We start from the raw sequence: 12734 nt of genomic DNA on the forward strand, positions 1-12734 counted from the left end.
CTGCCGCGGCAGGAGCCCCCGCCTCTGACGATCCGCCTCTTCCAGGCACCCGACTTCGGGCTGTCTGATGTCGAGATCATCGATGTCGCGGTCACGGACGTCGAGACCGTCGCCTTCCAGGCGCCCGCCGTCGAGCGCCCGCCCGCGCTGGATCCCCGTCGTCATCGAGCGCGGCCCCGCCGATCGTAGGCTCCGGGCGCTGTCCGGGTAGGGCGCGCAGCCACGCGCACCAGGCGTCGACCCCCTGGCCGGTACGGGCGCTGACCTCCAGCACAGCCACGTCCGGGTTGACGTCGGCGAGGTTCTTCCGGAACGCGTCAAGGTCGAAGTCGAGGTGGGGAAGCAGGTCCGTCTTGTTGACGAGCACCAGGTCGGCCGAGCGGAACATGACCGGGTACTTGAGGGGCTTCTCCTCGCCCTCGGTGACGGCAAACACCATCGCGCGCAGGTCCTCCCCGACCTCGAACTCGGCGGGGCACACCAGGTTGCCGACGTTCTCGATAACGACGAGATCGAGGTCGCGCAGGGGCAGCTGGCCCAGCGCCGAGGCGACCATGGGCGCGTCCAGGTGGCACTCCCCGCCGAACCCGTTACCGGTGTTGATCAGGGCGATCGCCGCGCCGAGCCCGTCGAGGCGGTCGGCGTCGATGCTGGTCTCGATGTCGCCCTCGATGATCCCGACCCGCAGCTGCGGGCCGAGACGGCGCAGCGTCCCGACCAGCAGGGTGGTCTTACCGGCGCCGGGAGCGGACATCAGGTTCACCACCGTGACGCCGGCGGCGTCGAAGGCGGCCCGGTTCGCCAGCGCGACCCGCTCGTTCTCCCCGAGGATCCGCTCGAGGACCTCGACCCGTTCGGGCCCGGTGCCATAGCCGGCATGGTCCCCGACGGACACCCCGGCCGGTGGGTGCGGACCCGAGTACTCGTGCGGCGCCCCTTCCGGGTGGGGATGCGCCCCTTCCGGGTGGGGATGGAAGCGACCCACGGCGTGTCACGCCTCCACGGTGTCGGGAGCTGCCGAGCCGGGAGCCGCCGGGTCGGGAACTACTGGGTCGGAAGCCACCTCGAACGAGGTGACGAGGAACTCCTCGCCGGTGACGATGGTGACGCCGGCCGCGCCGCAGGTGCCGCAGCGCAGCGCCCGGTCCGCCAACTCGCCGCGGGTCCCGCACACCCGGCAGCACACACTGACCGGCACGCTCTCGACCTCCAGCACGGACCCGGCCAGCACGGACCCGGCCAGCACGGACCCGGCCAGCACCTGCCCGCCGGGGGGATCGGCGCCGTTCTCCGGGGGCCCAGCGTTCTCCGGGGGCCCAGCGTTCTCCGGGGGCCCAGCGTTCATCAGCTCCCAGCAGTAGGCGAGGGTTTCCGGCACGATCTGGCGCAGCTGACCCACCCGGACGTGCACCCGGGTGACCGGCCGACCGGCCGCGTGCCGGGTGACGACGTCCGCGATCGATCGGCAGACGGACAGCTCGTGCATCGCCCGGTCCTCCCCCGGCNCCCTCCGGCGACCCGCCTGATCCGGTGACCCGCCCGAGCCGGCATCGCACCGGCTCACCACTTCGCCGGGCCGTACCTCGGCGCTCGCCCCACGGGCGTCGATGAGGGCGGGCTGGGATGGCCGGTGCATGCCCCACTCTCGCCCGGTCGTGTGCGCTTCACCAAACCGCACTGCGCGTTGGTGACTGCGCGTTGGTGGCAGCCTCCGCGCACTGTCGATAGGCGTCCGGCGCTGGGGGACATAGCGTCTGCTCTGCCGGAAGTCTCCGTGAGGCGACGGGCCACCCGACGATCACCCGGCCCAGCGGCTTCTGATCACCTCGACGGAGGGCTCGGTCCGCTCGTGGAGGTGGGCGGTGCGGCGGACCGCGGTGCCGACCACGGCCCGTCCGACGAAGGGAGTACTGATGTCATCCGTGCTGTGGTTCCAGGGCGGGGCGTGCAGCGGCAACACGATGTCCTTCCTGAACGCCGACGAGCCCAACGTCGTCGACCTAATCACCGACTTCGGGCTGGAACTGCTCTGGCACCCGTCGTTGGGGCTGGAGAACGGCGCCCAGGCCCGGGAGCTGTTCACCGACTGCGCGCGGGGTGAGCGGCCGGTCGACATCTTCGTCTTCGAGGGTTCGGTGATCCGCGGCCCGAACGGAACCGGCGGCTTCGACGTCTTCGCCGAGCGGCCCATGCAGGACTGGGTGCGCGAGCTGGCCGCCCGGGCCCAGGTGGTGGTGGCGATCGGGGACTGCGCGTGCTGGGGCGGGATCCCCGCGACGGCGCCGAACCCGACGGACTCCACCGGGCTGCAGTTCCACAAGCGTGAACGCGGCGGTTTCCTCGGCCCGGACTTCCGATCGCGCTCCGGGCTGCCCGTCGTCAACATTCCGGGCTGCCCGGCCCACCCGGACTGGATCACGCAGATCATCGTGGCGCTGGCCACCGGCCGGGCCGCCGACATCGCGCTCGACGAGCTGCACCGGCCACGGACGTTCTTCACGACATTCACCCAGACCGGCTGCACCAGGGCGGAGTACTTCGAATACAAGCAGTCGACCCTGGCTTTCGGGGACGGGACCCGCAAGGGCTGCCTGTTCTACGAGTTCGGCTGCCGCGGCCCGATGACCCNCNCCCCGTGCAACCGGATCCTGTGGAACCGCCAGTCGTCGAAGACCCGCGCCGGCATGCCGTGCATCGGGTGCACGGAGCCGGAGTTCCCATTCTTCGACCTCGCCCCCGGCACGATCTTCAGGACCCGGAAGGTCGGCGGGCTCATTCCGCGGGAGGTGCCGGCGGGCAGCGGCCACCTCGGCTACCTGGCACACGCGGCAGCTGCCCGGATAGTCGCCCCGCAGTGGTCGAAGGAGGACATGTTCGTCGTCTAGCCGGCCGGTAGCCGGTAGCCGCGCGTGCTCCGACCGGAGACCGCGAGGAACGGACGGGGAGAAGAGAGGATTCCAATGGCCACCGTCGATCTCAACGTCAGCCCGTTGGGGCGCGTCGAGGGCGACCTCGACGTCCGGGTCACGATCGACGACGGGGTGGTCACCTCGGCGTGGACCGAGGCGGCGATGTTCCGGGGTTTTGAGATCATCCTGCGCGGCAAGGACCCGCAGGCGGGCCTGATCGTGACCCCGCGGATCTGCGGGATCTGCGGGGGCAGCCACCTGTACAAGTCGGCGTACGCGCTGGACGTCGCGTGGCGCACCGAGATGCCGCCCAACGCGACGCTGGTCCGCAACATCGCGCAGGCGTGCGAGACGTTGCAGAGCATCCCGCGCTGCTTCTACGCGCTGTTCGCCATCGACCTCACGAACCGGAAATACGCCTCCTCGCCGCTGTATGAGGAGGCGGTACGGCGGTTCGCGCCCTACACCGGCAGCAGCTACGGCCCGGCGGTGGTGCTGTCGGCCAAGCCGGTGGAGGTCTACGCCATCTTCGGCGGGCAGTGGCCGCACTCCAGCTTCATGGTGCCCGGCGGGGTGATGTGCGCGCCGACGCTGTCGGACGTGACCCGCTCCATCGCCATCCTGGAGCACTGGAAGGTCAACTGGCTGGAGAAGCAGTGGCTCGGCTGCTCGGTGGAGCGCTGGCTGGCCAACCGTACCTGGCAGGACGTGCTCGCCTGGGTGGACGAGAACCCCGCCCAGCACGACAGCGACTGCGGCTTCTTCCTCCGGTACTGCCTAGACATCGGCCTGGATCGCTACGGCCAGGGAGTCGGCAACTACCTGGCGACCGGGACGTACTTCGCCCCCGACCTCTACACCCGGCCGACCATCTCCGGCCGCAACGCGGCACTCATCGGCCGGTCCGGGGTGTACGCGGGCGGCGGGTACTTCGAGTTCGACCAGGCCCGGGTGCGGGAGGACGTCACCCACTCGTTCTACGAGGGAACCGAGGCGCGCCACCCGTTCGACGGCGAGACCCGGCCCATCGATCCGGCGCGCGGCCGGGAGCAGGGCAAGTACAGCTGGGCGAAGTCACCCCGGTACGAGGTGCCGAACCACGGATACCTGCCGTTGGAGGCCGGGCCACTCGCCCGCCGCGTCGCAGCCGCGGCTCCCGGCGCGGGTGCCCACCAGGACGACGACCCGTTGTTCGGGGACATCCTGGCGGCCATCGGCCCGTCGGTGATGGTCCGCCTGCTGGCCCGGATGCACGAGGCCGCCAGGTACTACCAGTGGACGCGGGCCTGGCTCGACCAGCTGGACCTACGCGAGCCGTTTCACCTCAAGCCGGTGGAGTACACCGAAGGGCGCGGCTTCGGTTCCACGGAGGCGGCCCGCGGCTCGCTCTCGGACTGGATCGTCATCGAGGACGGCAAGATCGCGAACTACCAGGTGGTCACCCCGACCGCCTGGAACATCGGCCCCCGCGACGGCTCCGAGGCGCCCGGTCCCATCGAGCAGGCCCTCGTCGGCACGCCCATCGTGGATCCGGAGAACCCGATCGAGCTCGGCCACGTGGCCCGCAGCTTCGACTCGTGCCTGGTCTGCACGGTCCACGCCTACGACGGCAGGACCGGCCGGGAGCTCAGCAGGTTCGTCATCAACGACAACCTATGACCGGGACCGACCTATGACCGGGGATCGCGAGGCGGGTGCCGCCTCGCGGCCCCCGGTCGGGCCGCGGGTGCAGGTCGATCCGCCCGGTTTCGAACCACCAGGGTGCGAGGTGGCCGTGATCGGCTGCGGCAACCTGCTGCGCGGTGACGACGGGGTCGGGCCGATCCTGGTCCGCCGGCTCGCCGAGACGGGCGTCCCGGCCGGGGTGCGCCTGGTCGACGGGGGGACCGCCGGGATGGACACGGCGTTCGCGATGCGCGGCGCACGCCGGGTCGTGGTCGTCGACGCCAGCCGCACCGGGGCCGAGCCCGGGACCGTGTTCGAGGTCCCGGGCGCACAGCTGGAGAACCTGCCCCTGGACGCGCCGCACCCGCACGCCTTCCGCTGGGACCAGGCGCTGGCGTTCGGGCGCTGGCTGCTCGGCGACGGCTACCCGGACGACGTCGTCGTCTACCTCATCGAGGCGGGCGGCGTGGAGCCCGGCGCCGATCTCAGTCCCGCGGTGCGCCGGGCGATGGAACAGGTCCGGGACATGATCATCTCTGGTCTCGCCCCCGGGACCGGCGGAACGGACGGATGACCGGACGCATGGATGACCGGACGCACAGGTCCAGATGACCAGACGCATGGGTGAGGACGCGCATGGGTGAGGACGACGTCATCAGCACGGGCGTGACCTGCGCGCGCCCGCAGCCCGTCGGGGTCTTTCCGCTGCCGGCCGGCTTCCTGCTCGTGCCGGGCGGCGAGGCCACGGCCGACCTGCGCCGGACACTGGCGGCCGGGAAGGTGCCGGTGGCCTGGCCGGCGGAGCTGGCCGCGCTGGAGCTCGCCTACCGCGGGGAGGTCGTCGCGGCCCTCGGGCAGCTGCGCGGCGACGACCCGGTCGACCGCTACAACCGCTTCGTGCTGCGACCAGCGGGCGCGGACCCCGAAGACCCGGTGGCACTGCGCCGGGCGCTCGGCGACGAGCTGGGGATCCTGGTGGACGTAGTCCGGTTCGCCCTGGGCGAGCTGGACGAACCTCCGCCGCCCGGCGGGGAGACCGACGAGATCGCGGCGATGGTGTGGTCCGCACACGCCGCCCACGCCATGGCCGCCGGCCGGACGGGCGAGGCAGCGGGGCTGCTGGAGCGGGCCATCGCCGCGGCGCGGGAACCCTCCCCCGGTCTCGCCGCCCAGCTCAGGTCCACCGCGGCGGACCTGCGTCGCGGAGTCGAGGGACCGAGCCCGGCCGTCATCGCAGAGCTGACGGCGGCGCTCGCCGCGCTGGCCGCCACCGACCTCACGGTCGGCCGGGCCGAGTTGCACCTGAGCCTCGGTTCGGCCTACCAGGAGCTGGCCGGGGACGATCCGGCGGGCCTGAAGGTCGCGGTGGAGCACTACCTCTCGGCGCTGCGCCTGGTCCGCATCGACACCGCCCCGGAGCTGTTCGCGGCGGCACAGGTCAACCTCGCCACGGCGTATCTGACCATGCCGATGGCGCAGGCGTCCGACCAGCTGCGGGTCGGCGTGGCTGTGCAGGGCCTGCGGACCGCTCTGTCCGTCTACACCCGCGAGACTCATCCCGAGCGGTGGGCCAGCACCCAGCTCAACCTGGCCAACGCCTTGGTCTACGCGCCGTCCGCACACCGGGAGGACAACCTGCGGGAGGCGGTCGCGCGCTACCAGGAGGTCATNGCCGCCCGCGACCGCGACGCCGACCCCCTCGGCTACGCCCGGGCTCGGGCGAACCAGGGCAACGCCCTNGCCCACCTCGGCCTCTTCGACCCGGCGCAGGCGGTGCTGCACGAGGCACGGGCGATCTTCGAGGAGGTCGGGGACCCCGACGCCGTCCTGGCCGTGCGCGGGGTGCTCGACGAGATCGCCCGCCGACTCACCGCGAAGCCGACGTGACGCCCGGCAGCGGAACACTCGGTGACGCCACTCCGAGCACTCCGACCAGATGGGTGGGGCAGGACGGCCAGGCGGGACGGGGCGGCCAGGCGGGACGGGGCGGCCAGGCGGGACGGGGCGGATGGGCGGGGAGCTGGGAACCGGCGGTGTGGATCGGCGCCCCGGCGCCCGGCGGGCTGGCCCTGCCGTCGGCGCGGCCGTCGGCGTCCCGGCTGTACGCGCCGCGCGGGGTGTGGCTCGGCGACGACCTGCTCGTGGTGGCGGACTCGGGTAACCACCGGGTGCTGATCTGGCATGGTCTGCCGGCCGTCGACGGCGCCCCCGCCGACGTCGTGCTCGGCCAGGCCGACGCGACGAGCGAAGGGCCGGCGGCCGCGGGGCGCGGGCCCGAACGCGGCCTGCACCTGCCGACCGGCGTGCTCGTCACGGATGGCCGGCTCGTGGTCGCCGATGCCTGGCACCACCGGGTGCTGGTCTGGAACGAGGTCCCGACGGTCACCGACACCGCCCCCGACCTCGTGCTCGGGCAGCCGGACGCCGACGCCGTCCGCGAGAACCGGGGCGGCCCGTGCGGACCAGACACCTTCTACTGGCCCTTCGGGGTGGCCGTGGTGGGTGGGCGCTTCTACGTCGCCGACACCGGTAACCGGCGGATCCTGGGCTGGTCGAATGGCCTGCCGTCCTCGCCCGGCCGGCTACCCGACCTGGTGCTGGGGCAGCCCGATCCCACCCGCCGGGACGAGAACCGTGGCGGCGCGGCCGGTCCGGCGAGCTTCCGGTGGCCGCACGACCTCGCCGGCACCGCCGACCGGCTGCTGGTCGCGGACGCCGGCAACCACCGGCTGCTCGGCTGGGCCCCCCATCCCGACGCCGACGGCGACGCCGATCTGGTGCTCGGCCAGCCCGATCTCGCATGCTCCGGGGAGTTCCCCTACGCGCCCGGCCGGGCCGACGTCCTGCGCTTCCCCTACGCCGTCGACAGCGACGGGCACCTGCTGGCCGTCGCGGACACCGCCAACAACCGCGTCCTGCTGTGGGAGGAGCTGCCGCGGCGCAGTTCCACGCCCGCGACCGGTGTGCTCGGCCAGCCGTCGTTCGCCGAGACCGGGGAGAACCGGTGGACCCGCGTCGAGGCCGACACCTTCTGCTGGCCGTACGGCCTCTCGGTGCGCGGCGACCGGCTCGCGGTGGCGGACTCGGGCAACAACCGGGTCATGATCTGGCGGCGGGTATGACCGGAGGGCGGACCGGGCGGACCGGGCGGACCGGGCGCCGGGTCCGGCGCCGGGTCGTGGTGGAGGGCGTCGTCCAGGGCGTCGGTTTCCGGCCCTACGTCCACCGGCTCGCGGGCACCCTCGGGCTCGCGGGATTCGTCGGCAACGACTCGACCTCGGTGTTCGCCGAGGTCGAAGGCGACGAGGTGGCCGTGGCCGAGTTCCTGCGCCGACTCGAACCGCAGGCGCCACCGCTCGCGCGCATCGAGCGCGTCACGGTGACGAGCGTGACCCGGTCGACCGCCGGCGACGCCGGGTTCCGGATCGTGGCCGGCGCGACCGTTCCCGGCGATCGCACCCTGGTACCCGCGGACACCGCGGTGTGCGCCGACTGCCTGCGCGAGATGTTCGACCCGACCGACCGGCGCCACCGCCACCCGTTCATCACCTGCACCAACTGCGGCCCGCGGTACACGATCATCAGCGCGCTGCCGTATGACCGCGCGGCCACGACGATGGCCCGCTTCCCGATGTGCGCGCGGTGCGCGGCGGAGTACGCCGACCCGGCGGACCGCCGTTTCCACGCCGAACCCGTCGCCTGCCCGTCCTGCGGACCGAAGCTGTGGTTCAGCCCCGCGGACGGCACCGGACCGGAGGTCCACGGCACGGACGCCGCGCTGGCGGCGGCCCAGCGGGCACTGGCGGACGGCGCGGTGGTCGCGGTCAAGGGCGTCGGCGGCTACCACCTGGCCTGCTCGGCCGAGAACGACCCGGGCGACACGGCCGGCGACACGGCCCTGGCGCGCCTGCGCGCCCGCAAGGACCGGCCCGACAAGCCGTTCGCGGTGATGGTGCGCGACCTGGCGACGGCCGCCCTGGTGGCCGACCTGTCGTCGGCGGAGGCGGCGCTGCTGGCATCGCCGGCCGCTCCGATCGTGCTCGTCCGCCGCTCGCCCGCGGCGGGGATGTCAGGGATATCGGGGATGTCGCGGCTGGTCGCCCCCGGCACTCCGCTGGTGGGGCTGCTGCTGCCGTACACACCCGTGCACCACCTGCTGTTCGCGCCGGTCCCGGGTGGCGGCCCGCGACCGCCGCGGATGCTGGTGATGACCAGTGGCAACCGTTCGGGCGAGCCCATCTGCTTCGCCGACGACGACGCGCGGGACCGGCTCGCCGGCCTCGCTGATGCGTTCCTCCGGCACGACCGACCGATCCTCCTGCCGTGTGACGACTCGGTGGTGCGCTGCGGCTACGGGGACGACGGAGACGACGGGCAGGTGCTGCCGGTGCGGCGCTCCCGCGGATACGTTCCGCTGCCGGTGGACCTCGGCCGCCCCGTCCGGTCGGTGCTCGCCGTGGGCGGCGAGGGCAAGAGCACGTTCTGCCTCACCACGGACCGTCGCGCGTTCGTGTCCCAGCATCTGGGTGACATGGGCAGCCTGGCGGCGCTCAGGGCCTTCGAGCGCTCCGCCGCGCACCTGACCGATCTGTACGGCGTCGCGCCGGAGACGCTCGCCGCCGACCTCCATCCGGGATACGTCACCCGGGCCTGGGCCGAACGCGCGGCGGCTACGGGGACCGAACAGGCGGCAGCCGGGGACCCGGCGGCGGGGGCGAACCAGACCTCCACCCACGGGTCACGGTCCGCCGGCCGATTGCCGCACCTGGTCCAGCACCACCATGCCCATGTGGCCGCCCTACTCGCCGAGCACGGCAGGCTCGGCGACACCATCCTCGGGGTCGCGTTCGACGGCACCGGCTACGGGCTCGACGGCACGATCTGGGGCGGCGAGGTGCTGCTGGTAGGCCCGGACGTCGCCCGCGCCGAGCGGGTCGCGCACCTGCGTCCGATCGGCCTGCCCGGGGGCGACGCCGCCGTCCGCAATCCGTACCGGGTCGCGCTCGCCCATCTGGCCGCCGCCGACCTGGACTGGACCGCGGACCTGGCGCCGGTGCGGGCCTGCTCCGTGGCGGAGTTGCGCACCCTGCGCACCGCGCTGGACCGGGGCGTGGCCTGCGTGCCCTGCACGAGCATGGGCCGCCTGTTCGACGCGGTGGCGTCACTGCTCGGGGTGCGTCACCGGATCACCTACGAGGCGCAGGCCGCCGTCGAGCTGGAGGCGCTCGCCGCGGCGGAGTTCGGCGGCGCCGGACTCGGCGGCGCCGGACTCGGCGGCGCCGGACTCGGCGGCGCCGGTGCCTGCCGGCTCTCCTTCGGCCTGGCGAACGGCGTCCTCGACCCGGTGGGGGTGCTCGCGGGGATCGTCGCCGGTCTGCGGGCGGGAGTGGCGGTGCCGGTGCTGGCCGGCGCGTTCCATCTGGCGGTCGCGGACGCGGTGGCCGAGGTCGCGGGGCTCGCGCGGCGGCGGTACGGAGTCCGCCTGGTCGGTCTGACCGGCGGGGTGTTCGCCAACGTAGTGCTGACGCGGGCCTGCCGCGCCCGGCTCGCCACTGCCGGGTTCGACGTACTCGTCCATCGGGTGGTGCCGCCGGGCGACGGTGGGCTGGCGCTGGGCCAGGCGGCGGTCGCGGCGCTGAGCCGCCCGACGGAGCCGACCTTCGGCGGGAAGGAAGCCTGAGGCATGTGTCTGGGGATACCGGGCCGGATCATCGAGATCTGGGACGACCGTGGTACGCGGATGGCGATCGTCGATTTCGGCGGCGTCACCAAGACGGTGTGCCTCGCCTACCTGCCCGACGCGACCGTCGGGCAGTACACGATCATCCATGCCGGCTTCGGGCTGATCAGGCTGGACGAGGCCGCGGCGCGGGAGACCCTCGCGATGTTCCGGGACCTGGGGCTGCTCGAGGAGGAGCTGGGATCGCGCGCGGCGGAACCGGGCATGACCGGGCCGGGCCGGTGAGGTACCTGGCGGAGTTCCGCGACCCGGCGTTGGCCCGCCGGCTGCTGGATGCGATCATCGCCACCGCGACCCGGCGCTGGGCGATCATGGAGGTCTGCGGCGGCCAGACCCACTCGATCATCCGCAACGGAATCGATCAGCTCCTCACGGACCAGGTCGAGTTCATCCACGGCCCCGGCTGCCCAGTGTGCGTCACGCCGCTGGAGACGATCGACCGGGCGCTGGCGATCGCCGCCCGCCCCGAGGTGATCTTCTGCTCGTTCGGGGACATGCTGCGGGTCCCCGGCAGCGGCATGGACCTGTTCATGGTCCGGGCGCGTGGCGGGGACGTCCGGGTGGTCTACTCGCCGCTCGACGCGGTCCGCCTCGCCGAGGAGAACCCGGACCGCCAGGTCGTGTTCTTCGGAGTGGGCTTCGAGACCACCGCCCCAGCCAACGCGATGGCCGTGGTGACGGCCCGGCGCCGTGGAATCGACAACTTCTCCGTACTTGTCAGCCACGTGCTGGTGCCGCCGGCGATGACCGCGGTCCTCTCCTCGCCGGCGAACCGGGTGGCGGCGTTCCTGGCAGCCGGCCACGTGTGCACGGTGATGGGCACCTTCCAGTACGAGCCATTGGTGGCGACCTACCGGGTACCGATCGTCGTCACCGGTTTCGAGCCGCTCGACCTGCTCGACGGGGTGCGCCACGCCGTCGAGCAGCTCGAGGCGGGGCGGGCAGAACTCGCGAACGCCTACCCGCGGGCGGTGCGGCCGGCGGGCAACCCGGCGGCCCGGGAAATCCTCGCCGAGGTTTTCACGGTGTGTGACCGGGCCTGGCGGGGAATCGGGACAATCCCGGACTCGGGTTGGCGGCTGTCCGCGGCGTACCGGGACTTCGACGCCGAGGTCCGCTTCGACGTCGAGGGCCTCACGGTGGCCGAACCGGCCGAATGCCGCAGCGGCGAGGTGTTGCAGGGCCTGGTCAAACCGCCGCAGTGCCCGGCGTTCGGAACCTCCTGCACGCCACGCACCCCGCTCGGCGCGACGATGGTCTCGGCGGAGGGGGCATGCGCCGCCTACTTCCAGTTCCGGCGACTGACTCCGGCGGGCAGCCGTGGCTGACCCCGTCGACCCGACCGGTTGGACCTGCCCACTTCCGCTGCGTGACCATCACCAGGTGGTACTGGGGCACGGCGGCGGCGGCGTACTGTCGAGCGAGCTGATCGAGCATCTGTTCCTGCCCGCGTTCGGGACCACCGACACGGCGCGGGCACCGGCGGACTCGGCGGTCCTGGATGTCGCGGGCGCCCGGCTCGCGTTCTCCACCGACTCGTACGTGGTGCGCCCGCTGTTCTTCCCCGGTGGCTCCATCGGCGAGCTCGCGGTCCACGGCACCATCAACGACCTGGCCTGTGCCGGCGCGGTGCCGGTGGCGCTCTCGGCCGGGTTCATCCTCGAGGAGGGCCTGGAGCTCGCGGTCCTGGGCCGGGTGGCGCAGGCGATGGGCCGGGCCGCCGCCGCGGCGGGGGNGCGGCTGGCGACCGGGGACACCAAGGTCGTCGAGCGCGGGCTGGCCGACGGTCTGTACGTGAACACCAGCGGCATCGGGCTCGTCCCGGCCGAGGTGGACATCCGCCCCGAACGGGCGAGACCCGGCGACCGGGTCATCGTCTCCGGTCCCGTCGGCGAGCACGGTGTCGCCGTGCTGAGCGTGCGCGACGGGCTGGAGTTCGGCGGCGAGGTCCGCTCCGACACGACGGCGCTGCACGGGCTGGTCGCGGCGGTGCTGGCGGCCGCCCCGGGGGTCCACGCGCTGCGCGACCCGACCCGAGGCGGCCTCGCGACCGCGCTGTGCGAGATCGCCGCCGCGTCCGGGACGGGCATCGAGTTCGCCGAGCGCGCCGTGCCGGTGCCGCCCGCGGTCGAGGCGGCCTGCGGGTTCCTCGGCCTCGACCCGCTGCACGTGGCGAACGAGGGCAAGCTGGTCGCGTTCGTCGCCGACGCCGACGCCGACGCGGCGCTCGCGGCGATGCGGGCGCATCCGGCGGGGCGTGACGCGGCCGTCATCGGCACGGTCACCGCGGAGCATCCGGGCGTGGTTGTCGGGCGCACCGCGTTCGGGGGAACCCGCATCGTCGACCGGCCGCTCGGCGAGCAGCTCCCCCGCATCTGCTGAGTTCGGCGGCGTGGCCGCGCCCACCTTTCCAACGATCG

Annotated in this window: 11 protein-coding genes; 9 read left to right on the forward strand and 2 right to left on the reverse strand. The window is 73.2% G+C overall.

What is annotated here, in order from left to right; translation table 11 throughout:
• Positions 1-91 precede the first annotated feature (91 nt).
• Both hypB and ALLO2_RS18255 read right to left on the reverse strand, forming a co-directional pair.
• Positions 92-985: a hydrogenase nickel incorporation protein HypB gene (hypB, locus tag ALLO2_RS18250; protein ID WP_011435529.1), complete on the reverse strand. Its 894-nt coding sequence runs from the start codon at positions 983-985 to the stop codon at positions 92-94.
• A 6-nt stretch (positions 986-991) separates the two neighbouring features.
• Positions 992-1486: a hydrogenase maturation nickel metallochaperone HypA gene (locus ALLO2_RS18255; RefSeq protein ID WP_023841586.1), complete on the reverse strand. Its 495-nt coding sequence runs from the start codon at positions 1484-1486 to the stop codon at positions 992-994.
• 427 nt (positions 1487-1913) lie between these two features.
• Here ALLO2_RS18255 and ALLO2_RS18260 point away from each other — a divergent pair, with 427 nt between their 5' ends.
• From ALLO2_RS18260 to hypE, 9 genes are all read left to right on the forward strand, one after another.
• Complete coding sequence (locus ALLO2_RS18260) at positions 1914-2885, forward strand: hydrogenase (protein WP_035733747.1); 972 nt, start codon at positions 1914-1916, stop codon at positions 2883-2885.
• Positions 2886-2960: 75 nt separating this feature from the next.
• Positions 2961-4568 carry a nickel-dependent hydrogenase large subunit gene (locus ALLO2_RS18265; protein ID WP_011435526.1) on the forward strand — a complete coding sequence of 536 codons (1608 nt, stop codon included), beginning with the start codon at positions 2961-2963 and terminating at the stop codon, positions 4566-4568.
• A 13-nt stretch (positions 4569-4581) separates the two neighbouring features.
• Positions 4582-5148 (forward strand): hydrogenase maturation protease, encoded by a 567-nt coding sequence (locus tag ALLO2_RS18270; protein ID WP_011435525.1) that lies wholly within the window; start codon positions 4582-4584, stop codon positions 5146-5148.
• Positions 5149-5210: 62 nt separating this feature from the next.
• On the forward strand, positions 5211-6461 hold the full coding sequence (locus tag ALLO2_RS18275) for a tetratricopeptide repeat domain protein (protein ID WP_035733714.1): 1251 nt from the start codon (positions 5211-5213) through the stop codon (positions 6459-6461).
• A gap of 146 nt (positions 6462-6607) precedes the next feature.
• On the forward strand, positions 6608-7696 hold the full coding sequence (locus ALLO2_RS18280) for an NHL repeat-containing protein (protein ID WP_035733752.1): 1089 nt from the start codon (positions 6608-6610) through the stop codon (positions 7694-7696).
• The gene (hypF, locus tag ALLO2_RS18285) at positions 7693-10254 is read left to right on the forward strand and encodes a carbamoyltransferase HypF (RefSeq protein ID WP_023841589.1); all 2562 of its coding nucleotides are present in this window, start codon (positions 7693-7695) and stop codon (positions 10252-10254) included. The genes ALLO2_RS18280 and hypF overlap by 4 nt, the downstream gene beginning before the upstream one ends.
• A 3-nt stretch (positions 10255-10257) precedes the next feature.
• Positions 10258-10539 (forward strand): HypC/HybG/HupF family hydrogenase formation chaperone, encoded by a 282-nt coding sequence (locus ALLO2_RS18290; RefSeq protein ID WP_011435521.1) that lies wholly within the window; start codon positions 10258-10260, stop codon positions 10537-10539.
• Positions 10536-11642: a hydrogenase formation protein HypD gene (gene hypD / locus ALLO2_RS18295; RefSeq protein WP_011435520.1), complete on the forward strand. Its 1107-nt coding sequence runs from the start codon at positions 10536-10538 to the stop codon at positions 11640-11642. Before ALLO2_RS18290 ends, hypD begins: the two co-directional genes overlap by 4 nt.
• Entirely contained in the window at positions 11635-12696 is a 1062-nt protein-coding gene (hypE, locus tag ALLO2_RS18300) for a hydrogenase expression/formation protein HypE (RefSeq protein ID WP_035733716.1), read from the forward strand. Before hypD ends, hypE begins: the two co-directional genes overlap by 8 nt.
• Positions 12697-12734 lie beyond the last annotated feature (38 nt).

It is taken from the genome of Frankia sp. Allo2, assembly GCF_000733325.1.
Lineage (GTDB): Bacteria > Actinomycetota > Actinomycetes > Frankiales > Frankiaceae > Frankia > Frankia casuarinae.